Consider the following 26,039-nt stretch of genomic DNA (forward strand, 5'->3'; position numbering starts at 1 on the left):
GCGCTGATGCGCTGCCGCGTTAGCCGCTGAACGGTGCTGAGCGTAGCTGAAACGCGGCGCGTCGATACGCGTCGATGCAGGAGCCTGGCCGGTGTTAGCCGGCCAGGTTCTTTTTGCATTCCGCGTCGCGCGTGCGGGTCGTCCTTGTATGATGACAGCGGTCGCATCGCGGCACTCGACACCGTGCGCAGACCCGAAAGATATTCCGCATCGACCCGATTCGCCATGCCACTTACAGAAAAAATGACCGCATCGCCGGCCGTCGATCAACTCCGTTTCCGCCGCATCCTTCGCCGCAATATCGCGCTGCCTTTGGGCGTCGGCCTCGTCACGATGGCGCTGTTCGTCGGCTTGATCGCGTATCTCGTGTCGACGATGAACTGGGCCGAGCACTCCGGGCGCGTGATCGGCGACGCCAACGAAATGCTGCGGCTCGCGGTGGATCGCGAATCGTCGATGCGCGGCTTTCTGATCACCGGTAACGAGAGTTTCCTCGCGCCGTATGAAAACGGCGGCCCGAAATTCAAGGCACAGCTCGAAGCGTTGAAAAAGCAGGTCGCCGACAACCCGCCGCAAATCGAGCGGCTCAAGCAGATCGAGGCCTCGCAGGAGCGTTGGAGCCGCTTCGCCGAACAGATCATCGACGCGCGCCGCCGCAACCAGGACTATGAGAGCGCGATCGCAGCGGGGCGCGGCAAGCTCGAATTCGACGAAACGCGCCGCGAATTCGGCGATTTTCTCGACGTCGAATTGCGCTTGCGCCAGCAGCGCGTCGAAGCGACGCGCAACGTGACGGCGACGCTGGTCGGCGTGTTCCTGCTGTTCAGCCTCGTCGTCAGCGGCCTGCTCGCATGGCGGGGCCGTCGCGAACTGCTGGACCTCTCCGAGACCTATGACGACGTGCTGCGCCGTCAGGCCGAACAGACCGCGCTGCTCGAGCAGCAGGTCTGGTTGCGCTCGGGCCAGCGCCTGCTCGCGGACAAGGTCGTCGGCCAGACGAGCGCGCCGCTCGTCGGCCGCGCGATGCTCGAGTTTCTCGCCCAATATCTCGATGTGCTCGTCGCCGCGCTGTACGTGCGCGACAGGCAGAGCGGCACGCTGCGCCGCATCGCCGCGTACGGCTATAGCCGTGACAGCGAGCAGACGGCCGCTCCGAGTTTCGAGGAGGGTGAAACGCTGGTCGGCCAGGCCGCGCGCTCGCGCCGCACGCTGGTGCTGCGCGACGTGCCGGCCGATTACGTGCGGGTCGTGTCGGCGACGGGCAGCGGTGCGCCGCGCAATCTGCTGATTCTGCCGATCGACAACGACGGCCAGGTCAACGGCGTCGTCGAAATGGGCTTCCTGCGCGAGGTGACGCCGCGCGACGAAGAGTTCATGGAGCTGATCCGCCACAGCATGGGCAATTTTCTCGAGGCGGCGCTGTATCGCGAACGCCTGCAGGATGCGCTCGCCGAGACGCAGCAGCTGAACGAGGAGTTGCAGGTCCAGCAGGAGGAGTTGCGGGTCGCCAACGAAGGGCTCGAGGAACGCGGCCGCGCGCTGTTGGAATCGCAACGGCGCCTCGAAGCGCAGCAGGCCGAGCTCGAACAGACCAACGTGCGGCTCGAGGAATACGCGCTGCGTCTGGAGCGGCAAAAATCGGATCTGCTGCGCGTGCAGAACGATCTGGCGGCCAATGCGGAGCGCCTCGAACATTCGAGCCGCTACAAGTCCGAGTTCCTCGCGAACATGTCGCACGAATTGCGCACGCCGCTGAACAGCTCGCTGATTCTCGCGAAGCTGCTGCAGCAGAATCGCAGCGGCAATCTGACCGACGAGCAGGTGCGCTACGCGGAGACGATCCACGCGTCGAACAGCGATCTGCTCGTGCTGATCAACGACATTCTCGACCTGTCGAAGGTCGAGGCGGGTCAATTGACGGTCGAGCACGAAACGGTGTCGATCGAGGCGACGCTGCAATCGCTCGAAGAAATGGTTCGTCCGATCGCGACGACCAAGCACTTGCGTCTCGCCTTCGACAAGTTGCCGGGCACGCCCGATACGTTCGTCACCGATGGCCAGCGGCTCACGCAGATCCTGCGCAACCTGCTGTCGAACGCGGTGAAGTTCACCGAGCGCGGCGAGGTCACGCTCGAGGTCGCCAGGGTCGAGGACAACGTGCTGCGCTTCGACGTGCGCGATTCGGGCATCGGTATTCCGGCCGACAAGCTCGACCTGATCTTCGAGGCGTTCCAGCAGGCCGATGGCTCGACGAGCCGTCAATATGGGGGCAGCGGCCTCGGGCTGTCGATTTCGCGCGAGTTCTCGCGGTTGCTGGGCGGGCGCATCACGGTGGCGAGCGAAGTCGGCAAGGGCAGCGTGTTTTCGCTGTGGCTGCCGCTCGATGCGCGCGAGGCGCGCGTGAGCGCGGACAGCGCGATGACGAGCGTCGCCACGCTGAACCCGCTGAACGCGGGCATGGGCGCGCAGGCGACGGCGCAAGCGCCGTTGCTGCGCACGCCGCTCGACACCGCACCCCCCGCGGTGATCCCGCCAGCGAATGGTCTGGCAGGCCGGGCGCCGCCCACCGCGTCGCGCGAAGCCTTGCTGCCCGGCGCCGCCGAGCCCGCCGCCGCGTCGATAGCCGACGATCGCGACAATCGCACCCGCGCGGGCCGTCTGATCGTCGCGGTCGAAGACGATCCGCCGTTCGCCGCGATTCTGCGCGATCTCGTGCACGAACTCGACTTCGACTTCGTGCACGCGAGCGATGCCGCGAGCGGCCTCGCGCTGGTGCGCGACATGCGGCCGGCCGCGGTGCTGCTCGACGTCGGTCTGCCGGACCGCTCGGGCCTCACGGTGCTCGAATGGCTGAAGAACGATCCGCTGACTCGCCATATTCCGATCCATATCGTGTCGGCCACCGATCACGCCGACAAGGCGCTGCACCTCGGCGCGATCGGCTACACGCTGAAGCCGACCGCGCGCTCGACGATGGAGGCCGCGATCCGCCGCCTCGAAGCGCGGCTGCAACAGCGCCTGAAACGCGTGCTGGTGATCGAGGACGACGGGCCGATGCGCGAAAGCATCCGCGCGCTGCTGCAAAGCGAGAACACCGAGATCGTCGCGGTCGCGACGCTCGCCGAGGCATTCGAGCAACTGTCGGCGCTGACGTTCGACTGCGTCGTCACCGATCTCGCGCTGCCGGACGGCACCGGCTACGATCTGCTCGAACGCCTCGCCGCGAACAGCGCGCATGCATCGCTGCCGGTGATCGTCTACACGGGCCGCATGCTGTCCGACGAAGAGGAGCACCGGCTGCGCCGCTACTCGAAGTCGATCATCATCAAGGGCGCGAAATCGCCGGAGCGTCTGCTCGATGAAGTCACGCTGTTTCTGCATAGCGTCGAGTCGTCGCTCGCGCCGGAGCAGCAGCGCATGCTGCGCACCGTGCGGCAACGCGACAATGCGTTCGAGGGCCGCACGATCCTGCTCGCCGAAGACGACGTGCGCAACATCTTCGCGCTGTCGCACGTGCTGGAGCCGCTCGGCGCGAAACTGCTGATCGCGCGCAACGGCCGCGAGGCGCTCGACGAACTGGAGAACGGGCCGGAAGTGCATCTGGTGCTGATGGACATCATGATGCCCGAGATGGACGGCCTGACCGCGATGGGCGAGATTCGCCGCAATCCGCGCTTCGCGCATCTGCCGATCATCGCGCTGACCGCGAAGGCGATGGCGAACGATCGCACGCGCTGCCTCGAAGCGGGTGCCGACGACTACGTGTCGAAACCGATCGACGTCGACAAGCTCGTCGCGCTGTGCCGCGTGTGGCTGCGGCAGCGCTGACGGCGCGAGCGTTGGCACGCAAGCGAGCAACGCGATGAAACCGTCCGCATCTGAGGTACCGCACCGCATCAGCGATTTCGACATCGAGCTGCGGCTGCTGCTCGAGGCGATCTATCTGAAGTATCAGCACGACTTTCGCCACTACGCGATGTCGTCGCTGCGCCGCCGCCTCACGCAGGCGCTCGATGAATTCAACGTGGAGACGCTGTCGCAATTGCAGGACCGCATCATGCGCGACGGCTACGAGTTTTCGCGGCTGTTCCGCTACCTGACCGTGCAGGTCAGCGACATGTTTCGCGATCCGTCGTATTTCCTCGCGCTGCGCGAGCACGTGCTGCCGCGTTTGCGCACCTACCCGTCGATCAAGGTGTGGGTCGCCGGATGCAGCACCGGCGAGGAGCTGTGGTCGCTGAAGATCCTGTTCGACGAGGAGGGTCTCACCGAGCGCACGCTGTTCTACGCGACCGACATCAACCCCGACGCGCTCGCGCGCGCGGAGGCGGGCATCTACGCACTCGAACGCATCCAGGGCTTCACGCAGAACTATCTGGCGGCGGGCGGCACGCGTTCGCTGTCGGACTACTATCATGCAGCGTATGGCGGCGCGCGCTTTGCCGGCTCGCTCAAAGAGCGCGTGGTGTTCGCCGATCACAGCCTGTCCACCGACGAAGTGTTCCTCGAAGCGCATCTGGTGTCGTGCCGCAACGTGCTGATCTATTTCGATCGCGGCTTGCAGGATCGCGCGTTGGGGCTGTTCGAGAACGCACTGGTGCGGCGCGGCTTTCTCGGCCTGGGCAGCAAGGAAACCCTGCGGTTTTCACATCACTACCCGGCGTTCGACGAGTTTCGCGCGGCCGAACGCATTTATCAGAAGCGTTAGCGAGGTCGCGATGCCACGCTCGACCAGTGAACCCCCGCCCACCCAGGCCGCCGACGCCGGCACCGCCGCGCGGGCGCACGCGCGGCGCGGCTATCAACTGGTCGTGATCGGCGGGTCGGCGGGCGGCATCGAGGTGCTCAAGGTGCTGCTCGCCGCGCTGCCCGCGCGCTTCGCGGCAGCCGTGATGATCGTCGCGCATCTGCCGCCCGATTCGCCGAGCTATCTGGTGCCGGCGATCGCGCATCGCTGCGCGCTGCCGGTGCTCGAACCCGATGCGGGGGAGCTGATCCTGCCGGGCCGCGTGTACGTCGCGCCGGCCGGTTATCACATGCTCGTCGAAGTGGACCGCACAGTCGCGCTGTCGACCGCTGCGGCGGTGCGCTTCTCGCGGCCGTCGATCGACGTGCTGTTCGAATCAGCCGCCGCGGTGTACGGCGAGCGGCTGCTCGCGATCCTGCTGTCCGGGGCCAACGACGACGGCGCGCAGGGGCTCGAACGCGTGCGCGCGCTCGGCGGCACCGCGTGGGTGCAGGACCCCGGCAGCGCCGGTGCATCGGAGATGCCGCGCGCGGCGATCGAGCGCGGCGCGGCCGACGCGATCTACAATCCCGCAACCCTGGCGAAGCGCCTTGCCGCGCTGCCGACTTCCCTCTGATCCGGTGCCATGACGAACTCACCTGTGAACATCCTGATCGTCGACGACATCGTCCACAACATCACCGCGCTGGAAGCGTTGCTCGCGCGGCCCGACGTCGCGGTGCTGGTCGCCGACTGCGGCACCGCCGCGCTCGATCTGCTGCTCAAGCACGAAGTCGCGCTGGCGATTCTCGACGTCAATATGCCCGGCATGAACGGCTTTGAGCTGGCCGCGCTGATGCGCGGCAGCCCGCGCACGTCGCACGTGCCGATCATCTTCCTGAGCGCGACCGCGCAGGACGCGTCGCGCACGTTCCGTGGCTATGAGGCGGGCGCGGTCGACTTCCTGTACAAGCCGTTCGATCCGCGCATCCTGCAGTCGAAGGTCGACGTGTTCGTGCAGCTGGAGCAGCAGAAGCGCGAGCTCGCCGCGCAACTGGTGACGACGCGCCAGATGCTCGAAGCGAACGAAATGCTGATGGCGGTGCTCAGCCATGATCTGCGCACGCCGCTCGGCGCGGTGCTGGCGTCGGCGGAATACCTGATGCGCACGGCCGCCGACGAGCAGGCCGCAACCGTCGCCGCGCGCGTGAAGAACAGCGCCCTGCGCATGGCGCGGATGGTCGATCAGCTGCTGAACCTCGCGCGCCTGCAAGGCGGACGTCTGCCGTTGCAGCCGCGCTCGATCGAGCTCGCGACGCTGTGCCGCTCGGTCATCGACGAATTCGCATCGCAGAAGAGCGGCAAGCAGATCGTGTTCACCTGCACCGGCAATACGGCCGGCGCGTGGGATACCGATCTCGTGTGGCAGGCGGTGTCGAATCTCGTCAGCAACGCGCTGCATCATGGGGCGCCGGAGGGCGATATCGGCGTGGAGGTCGATGGCGACGCCGAGGATTGCGTGCGCCTGAAGGTGTCCAATCGCGGCACGATTCCGGCGGAGCTGTTTCCGCATCTGTTCAAGGCGTTCGCGTCGAACGGCAACGGCGCGCGCTCACGCGAAGGGCTCGGGCTCGGTCTGCATATCGTGCAGGAGATCGCGCGCATGCATGGCGGCGACGTCAGCGTCGTATCCACGGACGAGTCCGGCACGACCTTTACGATCGAATTGCCGAGGACGGTCGCGTTGCAGCGGGGGGCGTTTACCCGGCGATAAAGCATCGCCAGGCCGGCGATCACGCCGGTGGGCCACCGCGTGCCCGCTGTGCTACGCTTGCCGCAACCCAATTCACGCAGCGCAAGCACGAATCCCCATCATGCGTTCCTGGCGCCTCGCATCACCGCAGCGCAGCGGTCAGATCAGCACCGCGCGCGCCACCGACCTCGTCATGGCGATCTCCCACCCGGATGCCGACGCGCTCGCCGCGAGCATTCTGCTGACGGTTGGCGAAACGTTGTCGCTGCCCGTCTCACAGTGCACGATCTTCGCGTATGAGTTCGACGCGCGACCCCGTACGGTGTCGGCGGCCGACCATCGGGGCGGGCATTTTCTGCGCGACATCGCCGAACGCTACGCCGCGCATTTCTATGCGCTCGACGGCAATCGCGCGATCATCGGTCAATCGAACCACAGCCGGCGCACCGCTTTGCGCGATGCGCTGGTGCTGCATCAGCAGCGCGGCGACGAAATCGAAAACGAAGCGTATCGCGCGGCCTGCTACGCGCAGCCGAACGTATCCGACCGGCTGTCGTTGCTCGTGCAGCCGGCGGATAGCGTGTGGCTGTCGATCAACCTGTATCGCGACCGCGCGTACGGCGTGTTCGCGCCGGGCGAACTGGAGCGGATCGAAAGCGTCGCGCCGCTGTTCGCGCATGCGGCGAAGGGCCAATACGCGCTGAACGGGCAACATCAGCAGGGCACCGGTGCGGCGATGCTCGCGCGCGTGCGGCGCGCATGTCCGACGCTGACGCCGCGCGAGCTCGATGTGTTGCGTGGCACGCTCGATGGCGCGAGCGCGGCTGAGATCGCCGGGCAGATGGGCGTGAAGCCGGCGAGCGTCGTCACGTACCAGAAGCGCGCGTACGCGCGGCTCGGGATTTCTAATCAGCGGCAACTGTTCGCGTTGTGTATGCAGCCCTAGCTGCACATCTGTCGAAACTCGCGCCGCAGCGCCCGTCGCATCGCGCTTCGAGTTCGCTTCAACTCCGCTTACCCCGCGCCTCGGCCTGCGCCTCCCGATCCCAGCGTTTCAACCACGGCATCACGAAATCCGCGAAGCCGTCGGCCGATGGCGACAGCGCACGCTCGGTCGATCGATACACGCACACCTCGCGAATCGTTTCAGGTTCGACGATGCGCTTCATCACGAGCCCGAAGGTCCGCGCGAGCGGTGCGACATAGGCTGGCGCGAGCGTGACCGCCAGACCTTGCGCGGCGAGGCCGAACGCGGTGGTCACGTTGTCGACGACATCGACGGGAATGATGCGCGCCTCGACCGGCAGATTGGCGAGCATCTGGTCGACCGCGCGCTCGTGGTCGCGGCCGGTCGCGACGATCGGCACGTCGCGCAGATGCTGCCACTGCACGCGGCGGCGCGCGGCGAGCGGATGCGCGGCCGAGCACCACATGACCCACGGACTCGCGAACGCGGGCTCGGAGCGCACGCGCGGCCCGCTTTGCCGGTCCGGGCCGATCGCGAGATCGATGTCGCCGCTCTCGACGCGCTCCACCAGTTGCTCGACCACGGTATCGCAGACGCGCACGACCACCTTCGGCTTGTCGCGTGCGTATTCGGCGATCGCCGCGGGCAGCGCCGTCGACGCGATGACGAGCGGCGCGCCGACCCGCACGATGCCGGCCGCGCGGTTGCGGATATCGTCGGCGGATTGGGCGGCTGCGCGCACGTGGCGCAGCACCGATTCGGCCGACGCCAGAAAGTCCTGCCCCGCGCTGGACAGCGCGACGCGCCGCGTGGTGCGATCGAACAGCCGGAAGCCGAGCTCCGTTTCGAGTTCGGCAAGCAACTGGCTGACCGCCGACGAGGTCAGCCCGAGCCGCTGCGCCGCCGCGCCGATGCTGTGCAGATCGACGATGGCGAGGAACGCTTCGAATTGACGGATCGTGACGCGGGTAAGAGGCATACGATCGATTCTAAAGAAAAACTTACGAATCATGAAAAAATCGATTGATTGTGCGCGGCGCGTCGACGACCGACACTCGTGCGGGTCGACTTGGCCCGGCAAACCCGCTTAGACTAAAGATTTGCCCTGTCGTCCCGCGGCGCGCGGACGACCGCTACAACAGGCCTGCAGAGGCCGTCTTCAAGGACCCGTCATGTTCGACCATATTCCCGCCTATCCGGGCGACCCGATTCTGAGCCTGAACGAAGACTTTCAGCTGGACCCCCGGCCGAACAAGGTCAACCTCAGCATCGGCATCTATTTCGACGACGCCGGCAAGCTGCCGGTGATCGACGCGGTGCGCCGCGCCGAAACCGCGCTGCTCGACGCGATCGGCCCGCGCTCGTATCTGCCGATGGCGGGTCTGCCGCTCTATCGCGACACTGCGCAGGCGCTCGTGTTCGGCGCCCACAGCGCCGCGCGCGCCGAAGGCCGGATCGCGACGCTGCAAACGCTCGGCGGCTCGGGCGCGCTGAAGGTCGGCGCCGATTTCCTGAGGCGCTATTTCCCCGGCTCGCAAATGTGGATCAGCGATCCGAGCTGGGAAAACCATCGCGTGGTGTTCGAAGGCGCGGGCCTCACGGTCAACACCTATCCGTACTACGACGCGCAAACGGGCGGCCTGCGTTTTGCCGAAATGCTCGCCGCAATCGACGCGCTGCCGGAAAAGAGCATCGTGCTGCTGCACGCGTGCTGCCATAACCCGACGGGCGTCGATCTGAGCCCGTCGCAATGGGCGGAACTGGTGCCGGTTTTGGAGCGCCGCAAGCTGATCGCATTCGTCGACATGGCCTACCAGGGTTTCGGCGCGGGCCTCGAAGAAGACGCCGCGCCGGTGCGCCTGCTCGCCGACGCGAACGTGCCGCTGATCGTCGCGAACTCGTTCTCGAAGAATTTCTCGCTTTACGGCGAGCGCGTCGGCGCGTTGAGCGTGGTCTGCAAGAGCGCCGACGAAGCGGCGCGCGTGGCGGGCCAACTGATGTCGGCGGTGCGCGCGAACTACAGCAATCCGCCGACGCACGGCGCGCGCCTCGTCGCCAACGTGCTCGCCGATGCGACGCTGCGCGCGTCGTGGGAAGCCGAGCTCGGCGCGATGCGCGAGCGCATTCTGGCGATGCGCAAGGTGATCCACGCGGGGCTCGACGGACGCGTCGATGAAGTGATGCGCGCGCGCTATGTCGCGCAGCGCGGCATGTTCACGTATACGGGCCTGTCCGAAAGCCAGGTCGAGCGTCTGCGCAACGAATACGCGGTGTACGTGCTGCGCTCGGGCCGCATGTGCGTCGCCGGGCTGAACGCGCGCAACGCGGACTATGTCGCGTCGTCGATCGCGGCGGTGGTGTCGGGCGCCTGAAGCGCTCCGGCGCTCGGGCCGCTGTTGCGGCACGCGTGAATATGATGGGCGGCGCGCACGGGCGCGCCGTCACAACGACAAACTTGGAGACACCGACGATGGCCACGACCCTCGAAGCGCAACCGGCGAGCCCGCCCAGATCGGCCGCGATGCATCCGGACGAATGGCAGGCGCGCGTGCAACTCGCCGCCTGCTACCGGATTTTCGATCTGCTCGGTTGGACCGAGATGATCTACAACCACATCACGCTGCGCGTGCCCGAAAGCGTCAGCGGCCCGGAGCGCCAGTTCCTGATCAATCCGTTCGGGCTGCACTACAGCGAAGTGACCGCAAGCAATCTGGTGAAGATCGACGCGCAGGGGCGCGTGCTCGACGGCTCGCCGTATCCGGTGAATCCGGCTGGCTTCGTGGTGCATGCGGCGATTCACGGGGGCTTGCCCGACGCGCACTGTGTGATGCATACGCATACGACGGCGGGCGTCGCGGTCGCCTGCCTCGAAGAGGGCCTGCAGCAGACCAACTTCTATAGCGCGCAGTTGCACGACCGGATCGCGTATCACAACTTTGAAGGCATCACGATTCATGCGGAAGAGGGGCCGCGGCTACTCGCGCATATCGGCGACAGGCAGGCGGTGATCCTGCGCAACCACGGTCTGCTATCGTGGGGCCGGACGTTGCCGCAGACCTTCGCGATTCTGTGGACGCTGAATCGCGCGTGCGAAGTCCAGGTGGCGACGTTCTCGATGGGCCGCGCTCGGCCGGTGCCGGAGGAGGTCGCGATTCGCTGCTCGCGCGACGCGCTGCAGTTCGATCCGCGCCACGGCGCCGGGCAGGACGTGTTCGATGCGCTGGTGCGGCGGGTCGACCGGATCGATGCGAGTTTCCGGCAATGATTGAAGCCACGCGTAAAAGAGCGCGACAATCAACGCTGCAATAATCACAGCAACAGGCAAGGACTCAGGCGATGAAAGTAGCGATCTACGGCGCCGGCTCGATCGGCGGCTGGATGGGAGTGAAGCTCGCGCAGGCGGGCCATCGGGTCAGCGTGGTCGCGCGCGGCGCGACGCTCGACGCGGTGCGCCAGCATGGTCTGCGGCTGATCGAAGGCGGCGTGATCTACGCCGAGCAGGTGAAGGCGAGCGACAAGCCGGCCGATCTCGGCGTGCAGGAACTCGTCGTGATCGCGGTGAAGGGCCCGGCGATAGCGACTGTGGCCGCGCATATCAAACCGCTGCTCGGCCCCGAGACGATCGTGCTGACGGCGATGAACGGTGTGCCGTGGTGGTTCTGCGACGGCCTGGGCGGCGAACTCGCCGGCCAGCGCCTGAAGACGATCGATCCCGACGGCGCGATCACCGCCGCGATCCCGGCCGCGCAGACGGTCGGCTGCGTCGTGCATGCCAGTTGCCTGATCGACGCGCCCGGCGTGGTCCGGCATCACCAGGGCAACGGGCTGATCGTCGGCGAGGCGTCGGGCAAGCCGAGCGAGCGTGTCGAGCTGCTCGCCGCGCTGTTGCAGGCGGCGGGCTTCCATGCAACGGCTTCGGCGCAGATCCAGCGCGACGTGTGGTTCAAGCTATGGGGCAACATGACGATGAACCCGGTCAGCGCTATCACCGGCGCAACGACCGACCGGATCCTCGGCGACGAACTCGTGCGCGGTTTCGTCACGCACATCATGCTGGAGGCGAAGGAAATCGGCGCGCGCTTCGGCATCCCGATCGACCAGGCGCCCGACGACCGTCACGCGGTCACGCTGAAACTCGGCGCGATGAAGACATCGATGTTGCAGGACGTGCAGGCCGGCAAGGCGGTCGAACTCGATGCGCTGGTCGGCGCGGTGCGCGAACTCGGGCAACTGACGCGCGTGCCGACGCCCTATACGGATGCGTTGCTCGGACTCGCGCGGCTGCATGCGAGTACGTTGGGCTTGTATCCGAGGCAGTGAGGTCGGTCTGCCAGCGCCCGTTTTGTTGTGATGGCTGTAATTCCCTCGCACTGCTGCGGCATTGCCGTTACCGCCTCTAGCGAACCGCCTCCAGGGAGGCGGTTTTTTTACCCGCGCCAGGCCGTGGCGGCAACCGGCAGCTTCGCCGCTTCGATCAACGACAACGCGCGCCGCGAGTCGTCGAGTTCGGTCAGGCACAAGAGCGCGAGACGCGCGAGATACAGCGACGCCTGCGCCTCGCCTTCGTGGGTCAGCGTGTTGCACAGCGTCGTATAGACGAGGTCGAGATCGGAATCGGTCATGATGTCGAAGGTCCTTGCGCGTTAGTTCTGCTGTGCCAGCGTGGCATCGAGCGCGCGCAGAACGGCCGCCGCGCTGCCGTTGCGCCAGCGCGCGAGTACGTGGCCGTCGGGGCGGATCAGATAGACGGTGCCGGGCCGTGCGTCGAGCATGTCGTGCAGGCGGCCGGTTGGGTCGATCGCTCGCGGGCTGTTTGCCGATTGCGCTTCGGCCGTGACGATATCGATCACGTTGAACGGAATGCCCCGGCTGGCTAGCGTGCTTTGCAGTTGCCGCCACGCGTCATCATCGTTCGCGAGGTCTGCGTCGAAGCGCAGCGCCGTGAAGCACGGTCCGAGCAGATCGGTTAGATGAATGCCGAGCCGTGCGCCATCTTGCGATTGTTTGAGCAGCCTGCCCTCGGGCAGCACGGTACCCGGCGCGGGGCCGCGATCGAACGCATCGGCTCCGTCGCCTGCGAAGTTCAGCGGCGATTGCCGATACGCGATCGCATGCGTCTGGCGCGGATTGATCAGCGGCCGCACCGCCGCATGGCGCTCGGCGAGCCCGAGCACGGCCGTGCGCAGCAAGTCGAACGCGAAGGTCGGCGGCGCCATGAATTCGGTACTTTTCATGCCGTAGCTCAGGTTCTCGCGCGCCGCGTACACACGTTCGTCGCTATAGCTATCGAGCAGCGCTGGCGACGCGCTCCGATTGATCACGCAGCCGAGCTTCCAGCCGAGATTGTCGGCGTCGTCGATGCCGGAGTTCGCGCCGCGCACGCCGAAGATCGGCACCAGATGCGCGGCGTCGCCCGCGAATAGCACGCTGCCATGCCGATAGCGTTCGAGCGTCAGCGCATTGGCCTTGTAGATCGTGATCCAGATCGGCGACCACGCGCCGGCTTCGCCCATCGAGTCGAGCAAGTTTTGCACGCGCGGTATCACGTTCCCGGGCAGCACGGCGGCGTCGGGGTCTTCGTCGTCGCGTAACTGATAGTCGATGCGCCACACGTTGTCAGGCTGCTTGTGCACGAGCACCGTCGAGCCCGGATTCGACGGCGGATCGAAGTACGCGAGCCGTTCGGTCGCGCGCGTGCTGTCGAGTTCGATATCGACGATCACGTAGCGGCCTTCGTAGGTCGTGCCTGTGAGCTTCAGCCCGAGCAGGTCGCGGATCGTGCTGCGTCCGCCGTCGCAGGCGACGACCCACGCAGCGTCCATCTGCCAGCTTTTGCCTTGCGGATCGGCAGGATCGGCGCTGCGCAAGGTCAAGCTCGCGCCGCCCTGCGGCCGTTGCTCGAGGCCCGTCACACGCGTTTGCCAGCGCACGTCGATCAGATCGGCGTGCCGTTCGATCTCATCGAGCAGCAACTGCTCGATCTGATACTGCGCGATGTTGATCATCGGCGGCAGCGACTGCTCGTCGTCCTGATGCATCGCGAAGCGGAACACCTCGGTGTCGCGATAGAAACTGCGCCCGCCGGTCCACGCCAGCCCCTTTTGCAGAAAACCGTCGACGACGCCGAGCCGCTTGAAGATTTCGAGGCTGCGTCGCGAGATGCAGATCGCGCGGCTGCCGGTGCACACGCTGTCGTCCGCCTCGATCAGCACCGAGCGCACGCCCTGGCGCGCGAGTGCAAGCGCGAGCGTCATGCCGACCGGACCGCCGCCGACGATCGCGACGGCGCGCGTTTGTGGATCGCGTCCGTCGATGAGCGGCGGCACCACGGCCGGATAGCGGCGCGGGGCGAACGGATAGGGCTTGAACGGGCGGGTCATGCGTGTCTCCAGTTTGCTTGCGTTATCGGTGCAGTATGCGTCGGCGTTCGCGCGCGGCTGTCCTCATTTTGGGTACAGCGCCGCGCGCGAGCGTGAGGAGTGGTAGAGACCTGGACCTTCGCCGCTCGTTAGCCGTCCAGACAGGCGCGCAAGCTCCGCGCGAGGTGGCCCGCTTCACCTGCGTTGGCGATGTTTGCGAAGCCCATCACAACGCCACGCGGCGTGCTACGCGTGCGAGCATTCGCGTACCAGACCGAGAGCGGCAGAACGGCGAGCCCCGCTTCGCGGGCGCGCGCCGCAACCGCGACGTCGTCGACCGGGCCATCAGGGCCCTCGACGAACTGTGCCGCGAACTGGATTCCCCCTGGCGGCAGTTCGACGATCAGCCGTTCGCCGAACGCCTGCTCCAACGCGCGCACGATCAGCACGCGCCGCTCGGCGTATAACGCACGCATGCGCTTCAGATGTCGCGCAAAATGCCCCCGCTCGATGAAGTCGGCCAAAGCGGCCTGCAACACGGTTGGCGATCCGGCGTTCATGCTGCGCGCCACCCGCCCGACGCGCTCGACGGCCCGCTCCGGCACCACCGCATACGCGAGCCGCAAGCCGGGAAACATCACCTTGCTGAATGTGCCGCAGTAGATCACGTGATCGCGACGATCGAGGCTCTTCAATGCCGGCAATGGCCGGCCCAGATAGCGGAACTCGCTGTCGTAATCGTCTTCGACGATCCAGCTGGACGCTTGCTCTGCCCAGCCCAGCAACGCCATGCGTCGGCGGAGCGATAACGTGTGCCCGAGCGGGCTCTGGTGCGACGGCGTGACCAGCGCGAAGCGCGCCTGCGCATCCAGCCGTATGCCGTGTTCGACGTCGATCCCTTCTTCGTCCACCGGCACTGCGACGAGCTGCACGCCGGTTTCGGCGAGAAAACCGCGCGCGAGCAGATAGCCCGGATCTTCGTACCACACGCTGTCGTTCGGGCGGGCGAGACTGCGCAACACGAGCTCGAGCGTCGCACGGTAGCCGCCCGTCACGAACACCTGGTCCGGCAGGCAGGTCACCCCGCGCGACAGCCCAAGATACGTGGCGATGTGTTCGCGAAGCGGCCGGTAGCCGACAGGATCCGGGTACGCGAGCATCGCGCGCTCGCCGCTGCGCGCGCGATGCGAAACGAGACGATTCCAAACCTTGAGCGGAAACGCGTCAAGCGCGGGCAGCCCGGGTTGCAACGGCCGGGGCTCGCCGCTCATGGCGGCGGCAATGGCAAGCTGGCGCGGCGCCGGTTGAGCGCCGTGCGATTCGCCTGGCGTCTGAGCTGCGGTAGCCGGTTTAACGCTCTGCGTGCCGTTCGAACTCTTTGTGCTTTGCGTACGCGAGCGCGTCACTGAAGCGGGCAGCGAGGGCGACACGAACGTGCCAGCCGCACCGCGCATCTGGAGGTAGCCTTCGTCGACGAGGACCGTATATGCCAGTTCAACCGTGCCGCGCGCCGTGTTCAGTTGCGTAGCGAGGCTGCGCAGCGCGGGCACGCGATCGCCTGGACGCAGATGCCCTGCGGCGATCGCGGTTCTGAAGCGCGCGCAGATCTGCAGGTAGATCGGCAACTGGAGCTGCCGATCGATATCGACGGTGAATGCGGTAGGCGATACGGTCATCACGGTCTTGCCGGCAAGCAGACCGGAATCACGATGTCCTGGTCCGATCGACAATTCTTGGCACTTTTCGATAGTTCATGATCTTCTCACAATAGCCTCACACGATGCGACGGCGGCGAGTTCTTTCCCGCGATGCAACGGCCGCCAGCCGCCTGCCCGTGTCAACTGACTCTCATCTGGAGAATGTGCCATGAAGATCGTCGTAATCGGTGGTTCCGGCCTGATCGGCTCGCGCCTCGTCACGCTGCTCGGCGAGGCGGGTCATGAGGCCCTTGCTGCGTCGCCGCGTACCGGTGTGAACGCCGTGACGGGGGAAGGTCTGAGCAACGCGCTAGCGGGCGCGGACGTCGTAGTGGATGTGGCGAACGCCCCTTCCTGGGAGCCTCAGGCGGTGCTCGACTTTTTCCGCACCTCGACGCGCAACCTCGGCAAAGCCGAAGTGGCTGCAGGGGTACGCCATCACGTCGCGCTTTCCATCGTCGGCTGCGACCGCACGCCGGAAAATGCGTATTTCGTTGCCAAGGTCGCGCAGGAAGAGGCGATTGAAGCGGCGGGCGTGCCCTATACGATCGTGCGCGCGACCCAGTTCATGGAATTCATCGGCGCGATTGCTGATTCCGGCGCAGAAGGCGGGACGGTGCGCGTTGGGGACGGACTGTTCCAGCCGATAGCCGCGGACGACGTCGCAGCGATCCTCGCGCAGGTCGCTCTCGCCACGCCACTGAACGGCACAGTCGATATCGCGGGCCCGGACCGTGAACCGTTTGCCGCCATCATCAGACGTTATCTGAAGTCCGTCAGCGACCCGCGCCCTGTTGTGACGGATCAGGGTGCGCGCTATTACGGCGGCCGCGTCGAGGAACAGTCACTCGTACCGCTCGGCGAGGCGCGAATCGGCCGCGTGAGCCTGGACCAGTGGCTGGCGCAAACTGCAAACTGAAAAGGGGTGATTTCAGGTCGATGCGAAAGCAGAATCAGCATGTCTGCGAATATGTTCGAGAACCGGTATGAAGTGAAGACGCGGTCCCTAACTGATGTTTGTTCGAGCTTCCGCGGTGCCAGTGCAGCATCCGGGCCGACGAGCTTCCACCTCGGTTGGAAAAACGCGGCTTCCCAACCGGTGGACGATCCTGCATCGACGTTTATGCCGCTCGCTTCGCGAATACATCCTTGAACACGGGCATCGCCGAAAAGACGTTCGGCCAGCCTGCGTAAAAGGCGAGCTGCGTCAGCATTTCGGACGCCTCGTCCTTCGTCAGACCGTTGTCCATGGCACGGCCGAGGTGATACGGAATCTGCGCAACCTGACCGCTGGCAACCAGGGCGCTCACCGTGACCAGGCTCCGGTCGCGTGGAGCGAGTCCTGGACGCAGCCAAAGGTCGCGGAAAAGCACATCGGTCGTGTACTGAACAACGCCGGGAGCGACCGACCCGAAGCTTTGCTCGACCGCCTGCGCACGCTGTTGCTCTGCGACTTCGTTCAGTGGTAGCGGCTCGACGTCGGCCCGAGGGACCTGATCGATACCGATGTCACGTTCATCGAAGATACGCTTCGTGACGACAGCCGCCGCGGTCGCATTTCCCCAGCCGGAATAGAAGGCGAGGTGCGTGATCATTTCCGAAATCTCGGCAGGCTTCACACCGCTATCCAGCGCTAACCGGAGATAGAAAGGCATCTCGATGGTCTGGTTGCGGGCGATGAGCACCGACAGCGTCACGATGCTCCGGTCTCGCGGTGACAGTCGCGGCCTCTTCCAGAGGCCGCCGAGCACGGTCTGGTTCGTATAACGCGCGAATGCCGGAGAAACGGGAGTGAGATCAACTTGTGACAATGGATCTTGCATGTTTCCAGTCCTTTTCATACTGCTCGTCCGTGACCTTCTCCAGCCATTCGACGTTCTTGCCGTCGAGCGCTTCCTGAATGGCGATATGTGTCATCGCGGTCGTCGAAGTTGCGCCATGCCAATGCGTGTGGCCAGGCGGGCACCAGATCACGTCACCAGCCCGGATTTCGACGCGCGGCTCGCCTTCGCACTGGGTCCAGCCACAGCCGGCCGTAACGATCAAAGTCTGGCCGAGCGGGTGGGTATGCCAGTTAGTCCGCGCTCCCGGCTCAAAAGTGACGCTCGCGCACGAAACGCGTGCCGGCGGAGGCGGAGCGTTCAGCGGGTCGAGCCGCACCGTGCCCGTCAACCATTCTTCAGGGCCTTTCTTCGAGGGCTGGGAGCCCGCGCGTTTCAATTCCATGACTGTTCCTCGTCGGTATCGTCGGGGCGATATGCCACTGCTGTTAATCTAACTCCTGGCAATTGATGCGACTAGATCGCAATATCGGGATGCCCTTATGCTGTGGAGCATTAATTGAAAGAGGATTTCAACGATCTGGTCGGCTTCATGAACGTCGCGCGTGAGCGCAACTTCACGCGGGCGGCCGCGCAACTGGGAGTCTCGCAGTCGGCCTTGAGCCGGACGGTTGCCGGCCTTGAAAAGCGGATGGGCCTTCAGTTACTGATGCGCACTACCCGGAGTGTCTCGTTGACGGCGGCAGGCGAACGGCTACTGGCGGCGATTGCACCGCGCTTTCAGGAAATCGAAGCGGAGGTCGATTCTTTGCGCGCGATGACGAGCCGCCCAGGCGGAACTGTCCGGATCACGACCACCGACTACGCGGCAAACTCGTACGTCTGGCCGCGTCTGCAACCGTTGCTGCGCCAGTATCCGGACCTGAAGATTGAATTGCTCAATGACTACGGGTTAGCCGACATCGTCGCGGATCGGTACGACATCGGCGTGCGGCTAGGCGACCAGGTGGCCAAAGACATGATCGCGGTGCGAATCGCGCCTGATATGACGATGGCAATCGCGGGCTCTCCAGGCTACCTGCAATCGACCGCACCGGCGAAGACGCCGCAGGATCTAACGCTGCACAACTGCATCAATCTCCGATTGCCAACGCGAGATTCACTGCTGCCGTGGGAGCTACGGAAGGGGCGGCGAGAACTGCAGGTGCGGGTCGAAGGGCAGCTCACCTTCAATAGTGTCTACCAGATGATGGACGCAGCGCTTGGCGGGTTTGGGCTCGCGTACGTGCCAAAAGACCTGGCCGAGGTGCATGTCCGGGCCGGGCGCTTGAATTGGGTGCTGGAAGACTGGTTTCCCACGTTCGTCGGACATCACGTCTATTATCCAAGTCGCCGCAAATCATCCCGGGCAGTCGAGCTTGTGGTGGACGCATTGAAGAGCGGTTATCAGCGTCGAGCGCAGTGACCGGCAAATGGCGATCACGACGCAGATTTTCACCACTGCGGTCACGGCGTCAGCCTACCCAGCCTCAGCCGGCGCTGGCCGTCTGCGACGGCTGCCGCACGGGCTGCCCAGCCGTCGCCGCGTGACATGCCTCGATCATCGCGCGGAACGTCGGCGACGCATGCAGTTCCCCGCCCGCATCGAGTTCGACGCTGCCGTCCGGCGCGTCGCCGACGCCGACGCCGACCACCAGCGTCGCGCGTGGCCGCCATTCGCGCGTGCGCCGCAGCATGTTGCGCAGGTACAGCGGCGACTCGGGCGCGTCGAGCGACACGATGCAGATGATCGACGTGTCCTTGAAGCTCGGCTCATCGGCGCGTGCGCTGCGATAGCCCGAGTGCGTCGCCATCAGCGGCGCGAAGCCCTGGCGGTTCAGCAGTTGCACAGCGATCGCGGTCGTCACTTCGTCGAACGCGCCGCGGCCGGGCACGCACAACACCGCGGCCTTGCCCGCTCCGTCCGGCTGTTGCGAGCGCGTGAGCAGATCGCTGCGGTATCGCTCCGTGGCACCCGCGCCCGGCGACGCCAGGTCCGGCGTCCCGGCAAGCAGCGCGTTACCCGCGTCCGCCGGTTCGGCGGGCGACAGCGAATCGCGCAGCCCTTCGGCAATATCGAGGTTCTCGACGATATCGACGAGCGCGTCGTTGATCCGCTGCAACTGGTCGGGCATCAGCACGCCGCGCTGCGCGTCGTTGCGCGCGAGCCGCAGGCCTTCGAGCGCGACCTTGTCGTAGTAGTCGATCAGCGACATCTCGCGCAGCAGCCGTTCGGCCTGCACGATCGCCTCGTGCGGATCGTCGGCGAGCAGGCGCTGATAGAAGTTCTGCGCGGGCGTCAGCGCGGGCTGATCGCCGAGCAGCACGGTCAGGAAATTCAGCCGGTCCGCGTAGCGCCCGAGCGTGACGACGCACAGCGTGAGCGGCGTCGACAGCACGAGGCCGATCGGCCCCCACAGCCAGCTCCAGAAAATCGCCGCGACCACCACCGCGAGGGGCGACAGGCCCGAGCGATGACCGTACAGCAGCGGCTCGGCGATCTGCCCGGCGACCACGTCGACGACGATGAACAGGATCAGCGTGAGGACCGCCATCGTCCATTGCGGCTGGATCGCGGCCGCGAGAAAGAATGCGAGGATCGCCGCGATCCAGATGCCGATGTACGGCACGAAGCGCAGCAGCGCGGCGATCACGCCGAACAGCAGCGCCCCCGGTACGCCGATGATCGCGAGCCCGATCGCGATGATGCCGCCCGCGCTCAGATTCACGCCGAGCTGCGCGACGAAATAGCGTGACAGGCGCCCGGCGGCGTCGTTGATCGCGGTAGTCGTGCGGTGCAGGTCGCGCGAACCGAACAGGCTGATCAGACGGTCGCGCAAATCCTCGCGCTGCAACAGGATGAAGATGGTCACGACGAGCACGATGAAGGTCGTCTCGATCGGCGCGATGGCCGGCGTCAGCGCGCGCTGCGCGAGTTGCACCGGCGTCGGCGCGGGCTCGTGCACCTCGACCTGTTGCGGCACCTGCGGCGCGTTGCGCGCGGCGCGGCCGGTCGGGCGCGGCGGCGCGGGGCGCGATGGCGCCACGCGCTGCAGCGCGCTGGCAGCGCTGCTCATCAGGGCGTCGGCGCGGCCCACGGTCTTTTCCTGCACGGTTTCGATCTTCTGCTCGATCGCTTCCTGGTACTGCGGCAGCGCGTCCGCGAGCTGCACGAGCTGCGCGCCGATCAGCGCGCCGATCGCGAGCAGCGAGGCGAGAGCGAACAGCACCGCGATGAAGATCGACGGCAACTGGCCCATGTGCAGACGCCGCAGCATCTGCACGAGCGGCGCGAGCAGGAAGCTCAGCAGCACCGATAACGTGATCGGAATCAGTACCTCCCGCCCGAAGTACAGCCCGCACACGACCACCACGCCGGTGATCAGCGACACGAGGCCATGCAGGCCCGGCGTGCCCGGCGGGTAAACGCGGTTGGGCCGCCCCTGCGGTGGCGGTAGCGATATTTTCATGTAAGCAGAATTCCGGTTGGGACGCGTTGACGACCGAGCGGAGCACTGGTCCTCAGCAAGACAGATGCCCGAATTGTAGGTGGTTTGATGGGGTGGGGGTGCTTTGCCACGTCGCGGCGACCGGTAAGAGGCCGATTCAGATCGCCGGCCGCGCATCGTCTGGTTCCAGGAGGGCTGGTACGACGTACGCCGCCTGCACAGTAGGATTGGCTACCGTTTGACGCTCGAACTCGAGAACGCCAACACCCAACGGCGAGACCGTGAGCGAAGGGCGACGCATGCCAGGGTCACCAAAGGCAACATGGCGTCAGCGGCTGTCGAACTTATCGACACATTCCGACATGCGACACGATGAACGCGTGCGCCGGTCACGCAACATGCGTCGCGGGCTAGATCGCAATGAGCACTGCAACTACGCACAGCACAATGGTCAGAAGGCTGGAGCGGTTTTTTATTGCGTAGGCGATCGGGTCGTCGTGCATCTCACCGCGAAATGCAACCATCCAGACGCGGCTGATCCAGTACAGGAGCAGGCAAAACAGTATCCACAGCCGATGGGGATGGCTGTACAGCACCGTCACGTCGGTGGATTTCATGTAAAGCGCAAGGACTAGCACTGCAACATAGCCCGAGGCCGATCCGAATGAGCGAAGAATGTTCATGTCAGCAGTCAGATAGCCCCGGCCCGCTGCGGAGCCCTTGCCCTCTCGCTGCATCTTGTCGAACTCTGTACAACGCTTCACCATGGCGAGACTGAGGAAAATCATGACCGAAAACATGATCAACCAGTCGGAGAGTACGACATCAACGGCAGCTCCTCCAGCCACGATACGGGTGGTGTACAGTGCAGCCAGCACGAACACGTCTACCAGCATGATCCGCTTGAGGCGGAATGAATACGCGAGCGTCATCGCCACATAGCCGACCAGCACGAGTTGAAACGCTACCGGCAGCAGGGCGGCAAGGGCTGCCGATGCCAGCATCAGAACGAACATCAGAAAGATGCCCGCGGCAAGCGGCAGTTCACCGGATGCGAAGGGGCGCTCGCGCTTTCGGCTATGACGCCGGTCTGCATCGAGGTCGAGCATGTCATTTAGCAGGTACACGGACGACGCACAGAAAGAGAAAGAAACAAAGGCTATTGCGTCGGCGCTCAGTGCCTCGACATTGGCAAACCGGTGCGAGGCGAGAAGCGGCACGAAGATAAGGAGATTCTTCACCCATTGATAGACGCGCATCTCTTTGATGACGAGCCAAAGGAGCGGTTTTTTGCTATCAAACACGACCGTTGCGTGATTGCCTTTGGAGGCCGCAGCCTGGATGCTTTTTCCTCCAACGACGATTGCCTTGCGGGCCTGCTTCCACACGGGCACGTCAGCGCGGGAATCGCCGCAATAGTCGAAACCCTGTACGCCGAACTCGGCCGTCAAGGCGCCGGCTTTGCTAGCGCCTGATAGATTTCGGAGCTCGTTGCTCGCCATCACGCCTTTGAAGAAGCCGAAATGCGAAGCGATCTGTTCTGCAAAGCGTTGATCGCCTGCCGTGCACAGGTAAAGGTCGCGACCGCTCGATCGCTCACGCTTCAGGAAATCAATCAGGCGAATCGCATGAGATCGCTATCAAGAGACAGATAGGTCCGGTGCGCTCACTTTATTGATAACCGAGCCTCTAGTTGTGTAGAGCGCGCATTGGCGGGAAGCTGCTGAACAGCATCCGAGTGGTCAGGAAACGGGTTCAGCAGACCTTCCGTACTATTCTGTCTCGGTTTGTTGCGATATGAGGCGAAGCTCAGAGAATGCATACCCGACGAACTGTGGTCCCTCGTCGAACCGTTGCTACCCGTGGGGGCGCTCGCAACAGCTTCCAAGCCGACAGAAGTTCACCGACTGAGTACCGTCACAGCGGGAAATCGCATCAGATACCAGGCGTCTCGACTGTCTCCCACATAGCGAATATCAAGCAACCTCCCCGGGCGAACAGGATCGGCCGCCACGCCGCGAGCAACCAGACGCTCCAAAACGTCATGACGCAGCCAGAAAAGCGTCCCATTGTAAATCGCGGGCAGATAGTCCGTCTGGAATTCGGCGACGGAGTATATCCCGCTGTTGCTGCTCCAAAGGCCATGTGTTTCGATGACTTCCGGACGTTCCTTGCTCAGATAGTCCGCAAACCCTGCATACCCGCGACGCGCCAGCGATGGGTTGGTCAACAGCGCCGAATCCAGAATGTCCAGATGTTCGCAGCACAGTGCGGCGCCACCAACGTCTGGCGTCATGAACTTGAGTGTCGGTTGCCCCAGATACTCGCGCAGATGATCAACCGAAGCACCCGTCATCGCGTAGTTCGCTGGCGTAATTCCGCGCCAGTCACCGGGGAAATCGTGCCACGCTCTTTTTCGGGCCGCGTCTCCCGCCGCATTCAGCGCAGCGGGCAGCACGCCACGCATCGCCGCACCAAGGATTACCGTGTCGACGTTGTCGCGCAGCAACGCAATGTTGAACAGGAAAGTTCCAGAAAGGCACAGCAAAAGCCCACGAAATACATATGGTTGACGCATATTCGCAAAACGTTCTGCGAGAGAAAGGACGAAAAGGGGAACCACGGCCATGAACATCCGCCCGGTATACCCCCAATTTTTTCCCGATACGAGCGCGAATACGGCAAAAGAAAATATTAGAAGTACAGGCATCGGATCCAGACGCCGCTTTTTCTCTCCCTTCCGGCTCAGGTACATGCCAGCCAGAAACGCGGCATTCACGAAAAGGAAATCCTTGAGACCGCGCAGCTTTACCAATACGCCGTCCCAGCCTTTTTTACTGTAGGGCATTTGCAGCTTGGCCAGGATGGTATTCGGCAATAGCGTGCCGAAGACACGATACCTCCAGATTGTCATCAGCAGAAAGCAAAGCATGAGCCAGACGCACATTCGAATGGCATGCGGCCTATCCTGCGGGCAAAACACGACCATCCAGCCAAGCGCGAATCCCAGATAGAACACCGCCTCGAAGCGAGTCAGCATCAGAAGCGGCAACAGTGCATAGGCGAGTGTCGATCGCGCGCGCCAGGAGAGCACGAACGCAAACAGCAGCAACGCAAAGACCGGCATTTCCACGCCATTGATGATCTCGGCCTGGCAGGCTGGCAGCAGCCCCAGCAAGCACACCACAATGAGGCGATGCGTTGGGCTCGGCAGGCACGGTTCAAGTGCGCGCCACACGAGCACCAGAGTAGCGCTCAGTGCGATGAAGGAGAGCAACTGCGCCGTCATGATCGCATCCAGAAAGCCTGGATGCATCATCCACTGCCCTATCGCCAACATTGCCGTCATGAGCAAAGTTGACGTACCTTCGGCCGGCGCCGAAGCTGATGTCAACGCGAATACCCCGTGTCGCCCGAGTGTATGCGCATAGGCAATAGTGATGGCGCCGTCGTCCCAGCCATAAGGGCCGACCAGCGCTATCGCTGTCAACGAAAGCGCCGCATACGCGACGACGAAGAGGAGCCCGGTGGCTCCAACTCTCCCCTCGACACTGCGTGTCAGCTTCTCGGACATAGCCAGTCGACGTAAGTAGGATGGCTAATAATACATCGGGCAAGCGGCGAGGGAACGTGGCCCCGAATACATGGACGCCGGTTGGTTCGACTTTCCGTTTTGTACAGACCATTGTCCGATTTGCGCGTGACGAAATGCGAAGTGATTGGCGAACGCGGCATGCACGAGTCAGAGAATTGCTCGACGCGCACTCCTTGATCAAAACTGCGATCGAAACCGCATCAGTCAAAAAGTGCGACGTCCTTCGGCCGATCGACGGCATGGAAGACTACCGGTAGGGGCCGCCAATCCGCATGCTAGCCGACATGCACCCGCAGCATCTCCAGCCACAGCGAACTCACATACAGCAACAAGCCGATAAATCCGCCGACGATCGTCCCATTGATGCGGATGTACTGCAGATCCTTGCCGATATTCATCTCGACCTGGTGCGACATCTCGTGCGCGGGCCAGTTCTTCACCGTATCGCTGATATGGCGCGTGAGGAACCGCGCGAAGTCCGGCGCCATCGCGCGCGCCGCTTCCTCGAGGTGATCGTTCAGCGATTGCCGCAGCGCTGGATCGCGCGCGAGTTCGCGGCCGACCCACGCGCCCATCGCGGCGACACGCGCATGCAGTGCCGAATCGGCGCTTTGCAGATCGCGCTTGAGCCACGCACGCAGCTCGCCCCACATGTCCTTCACGTAGCTGCCGAAAGCCTCGCCTTCGACCAGATAGCGCTTCAGTGCTTCGCCTTGCTGCAGGAACACGGGATCGGTCTTCAGCCGCACGATCAGCTTCTGCACCGCGTGGTCGAACTTGTCGCGCAGCTCGTGCGTGGGGTTCTGCGCGATCTGTTCGAGCATACGGTTCGCGGCGCTCGCGATCGCCTCCGCTCCCTTGTCGCCGAGCCATACCGACGGCAGAAACTTCTCCATCGTCGGATACTCGCTTTTCACCCAATCGACGATGCGCGCGGCAATGAATTCGCGCGCCGGCGCCTCGCGCAGCACCGCGATCACCTGATCGATCGCGGTGTCGAGCAGTTCCTGATGGCGGCCGTCGCGCGTCAGCGTGTCGAGAATCGCGCCGAGCGATTGCGACAGATCGACCTTCGCGAGCACGTCGCGCAACCCGTCCCTGATGAAGTTCTGAATGCGCGCGTCGTCGGCCACGTCGAGGATGCCGCCGGTGAGCCGCACCACGTAGTCGCCGAGGCGCGCGGAGTTGGCCGATTCGCTGAGCCACGCGGTGATGGTCTGCGCCGGATCATGCCGGCGGATCAGACCGACCAGCGACGGCACGTCGAGAAACTTGTCCTGCACGAAGTGCGCGAGGTTGTCGGCGATCTTGTGCTTGTTGCGCGGGATGATCGCGGTGTGCGCGGACACGAGGGGAATCGGCACACGGCGAAACAGCGCCGCGACCGCGAACCAGTCGGCGAGCGCGCCGACCATCGCCGCTTCGGCGACGGCCTTGATGCCGTCGACCCACAGGCCGCGCGGCAGGAATGCGGCGACGACGAAAACGCAGGCGGCCGCGAGCAGCAGCAGTAAAGGCGTGCGCTTGGCCTTCTTCAGTTCGGTGATCTTGTCCATCGGGCGCGGTTGATCGTGTCGGGCGGGGGCTGGAAAGTCGGCGGGCTCAGCCGGTTCGGTTGCAATGATGCGGTACGGCCCGCGCGCGCGTCCAGCCTGGATACGCGCGCGCAATAC

20 protein-coding genes are annotated in these 26,039 nt (G+C 64.6%); 10 read left to right on the forward strand and 10 right to left on the reverse strand.

Annotation, left to right across the window (positions count from 1 at the left end; genetic code table 11):
* The first annotated feature begins 243 nt into the window (after positions 1-243).
* The 5 genes from OKW35_RS27815 to OKW35_RS27835 all read left to right on the forward strand — a co-directional run bounded on the left by OKW35_RS27815 (position 244) and on the right by OKW35_RS27835 (position 7,425).
* Positions 244-3,828 carry a response regulator gene (locus OKW35_RS27815; RefSeq protein ID WP_429553866.1) on the forward strand — a complete coding sequence of 1,195 codons (3,585 nt, stop codon included), beginning with the start codon at positions 244-246 and terminating at the stop codon, positions 3,826-3,828.
* 34 nt (positions 3,829-3,862) lie between these two features.
* The gene (locus tag OKW35_RS27820) at positions 3,863-4,708 is read left to right on the forward strand and encodes a CheR family methyltransferase (protein WP_429553697.1); all 846 of its coding nucleotides are present in this window, start codon (positions 3,863-3,865) and stop codon (positions 4,706-4,708) included.
* 10 nt (positions 4,709-4,718) lie between these two features.
* A complete protein-coding gene (locus OKW35_RS27825) occupies positions 4,719-5,363 on the forward strand; it encodes a chemotaxis protein CheB (RefSeq protein WP_429553698.1) in 645 nt (214 codons plus the stop codon).
* A 9-nt stretch (positions 5,364-5,372) separates the two neighbouring features.
* Positions 5,373-6,500: a hybrid sensor histidine kinase/response regulator gene (locus OKW35_RS27830; protein WP_184060015.1), complete on the forward strand. Its 1,128-nt coding sequence runs from the start codon at positions 5,373-5,375 to the stop codon at positions 6,498-6,500.
* A 100-nt stretch (positions 6,501-6,600) separates the two neighbouring features.
* A complete protein-coding gene (locus tag OKW35_RS27835; RefSeq protein WP_429553699.1) occupies positions 6,601-7,425 on the forward strand; it encodes a helix-turn-helix transcriptional regulator in 825 nt (274 codons plus the stop codon).
* A 58-nt stretch (positions 7,426-7,483) separates the two neighbouring features.
* On the opposite strand, the gene OKW35_RS27840 is transcribed toward OKW35_RS27835, so the two are convergent.
* On the reverse strand, positions 7,484-8,425 hold the full coding sequence (locus tag OKW35_RS27840) for a LysR family transcriptional regulator (RefSeq protein WP_429553700.1): 942 nt from the start codon (positions 8,423-8,425) through the stop codon (positions 7,484-7,486).
* Between the two features lie 193 nt (positions 8,426-8,618).
* On the opposite strand from OKW35_RS27840, the gene OKW35_RS27845 reads away from it, so the two are divergent.
* From OKW35_RS27845 to OKW35_RS27855, 3 genes are all read left to right on the forward strand, one after another.
* Positions 8,619-9,818, forward strand: a complete 1,200-nt coding sequence (locus OKW35_RS27845) for an aromatic amino acid transaminase (RefSeq protein WP_429553701.1) — start codon at positions 8,619-8,621, stop codon at positions 9,816-9,818.
* Between the two features lie 98 nt (positions 9,819-9,916).
* On the forward strand, positions 9,917-10,711 hold the full coding sequence (locus OKW35_RS27850; RefSeq protein WP_429553702.1) for a class II aldolase/adducin family protein: 795 nt from the start codon (positions 9,917-9,919) through the stop codon (positions 10,709-10,711).
* 71 nt (positions 10,712-10,782) lie between these two features.
* Positions 10,783-11,766, forward strand: coding sequence for a 2-dehydropantoate 2-reductase (locus OKW35_RS27855; RefSeq protein ID WP_429553703.1), 984 nt, complete (start codon positions 10,783-10,785; stop codon positions 11,764-11,766).
* A gap of 107 nt (positions 11,767-11,873) precedes the next feature.
* On the opposite strand, the gene OKW35_RS27860 is transcribed toward OKW35_RS27855, so the two are convergent.
* From OKW35_RS27860 to OKW35_RS27870, 3 genes are all read right to left on the reverse strand, one after another.
* Positions 11,874-12,068, reverse strand: a complete 195-nt coding sequence (locus OKW35_RS27860) for a hypothetical protein (RefSeq protein WP_184060028.1) — start codon at positions 12,066-12,068, stop codon at positions 11,874-11,876.
* A gap of 21 nt (positions 12,069-12,089) precedes the next feature.
* On the reverse strand, positions 12,090-13,826 hold the full coding sequence (locus OKW35_RS27865) for an FAD-dependent oxidoreductase (protein ID WP_429553704.1): 1,737 nt from the start codon (positions 13,824-13,826) through the stop codon (positions 12,090-12,092).
* 128 nt (positions 13,827-13,954) lie between these two features.
* Positions 13,955-15,481: a PLP-dependent aminotransferase family protein gene (locus OKW35_RS27870; RefSeq protein WP_184060032.1), complete on the reverse strand. Its 1,527-nt coding sequence runs from the start codon at positions 15,479-15,481 to the stop codon at positions 13,955-13,957.
* A gap of 190 nt (positions 15,482-15,671) precedes the next feature.
* On the opposite strand from OKW35_RS27870, the gene OKW35_RS27875 reads away from it, so the two are divergent.
* Complete coding sequence (locus OKW35_RS27875) at positions 15,672-16,421, forward strand: SDR family oxidoreductase (protein WP_429403070.1); 750 nt, start codon at positions 15,672-15,674, stop codon at positions 16,419-16,421.
* Positions 16,422-16,623: 202 nt separating this feature from the next.
* On the opposite strand, the gene OKW35_RS27880 is transcribed toward OKW35_RS27875, so the two are convergent.
* Positions 16,624-17,343, reverse strand: coding sequence for a carboxymuconolactone decarboxylase family protein (locus OKW35_RS27880; protein ID WP_429553705.1), 720 nt, complete (start codon positions 17,341-17,343; stop codon positions 16,624-16,626).
* Positions 17,300-17,728 (reverse strand): (R)-mandelonitrile lyase, encoded by a 429-nt coding sequence (locus tag OKW35_RS27885; protein WP_429493935.1) that lies wholly within the window; start codon positions 17,726-17,728, stop codon positions 17,300-17,302. The genes OKW35_RS27880 and OKW35_RS27885 overlap by 44 nt, the downstream gene beginning before the upstream one ends.
* A gap of 114 nt (positions 17,729-17,842) precedes the next feature.
* Here OKW35_RS27885 and OKW35_RS27890 point away from each other — a divergent pair, with 114 nt between their 5' ends.
* Positions 17,843-18,748, forward strand: coding sequence for a LysR family transcriptional regulator (locus tag OKW35_RS27890; protein WP_429553706.1), 906 nt, complete (start codon positions 17,843-17,845; stop codon positions 18,746-18,748).
* 64 nt (positions 18,749-18,812) lie between these two features.
* Here the strand turns inward: OKW35_RS27890 and OKW35_RS27895 are convergent, their stop codons facing one another.
* From OKW35_RS27895 to OKW35_RS27910, 4 genes are all read right to left on the reverse strand, one after another.
* Positions 18,813-20,792, reverse strand: coding sequence for an AI-2E family transporter (locus OKW35_RS27895; protein ID WP_429553707.1), 1,980 nt, complete (start codon positions 20,790-20,792; stop codon positions 18,813-18,815).
* Between the two features lie 389 nt (positions 20,793-21,181).
* Positions 21,182-22,396 carry a UbiA family prenyltransferase gene (locus OKW35_RS27900; RefSeq protein WP_429553867.1) on the reverse strand — a complete coding sequence of 405 codons (1,215 nt, stop codon included), beginning with the start codon at positions 22,394-22,396 and terminating at the stop codon, positions 21,182-21,184.
* Positions 22,397-22,671: 275 nt separating this feature from the next.
* Entirely contained in the window at positions 22,672-24,345 is a 1,674-nt protein-coding gene (locus tag OKW35_RS27905; protein ID WP_429553708.1) for a hypothetical protein, read from the reverse strand.
* A gap of 296 nt (positions 24,346-24,641) precedes the next feature.
* Positions 24,642-25,922: a DUF445 domain-containing protein gene (locus OKW35_RS27910; protein WP_429553709.1), complete on the reverse strand. Its 1,281-nt coding sequence runs from the start codon at positions 25,920-25,922 to the stop codon at positions 24,642-24,644.
* Positions 25,923-26,039 lie beyond the last annotated feature (117 nt).

This window comes from Paraburkholderia sp. MM5477-R1, from assembly GCF_050436385.1.
In the GTDB taxonomy this organism is placed as follows: Bacteria; Pseudomonadota; Gammaproteobacteria; order Burkholderiales; family Burkholderiaceae; genus Paraburkholderia; species Paraburkholderia tuberum.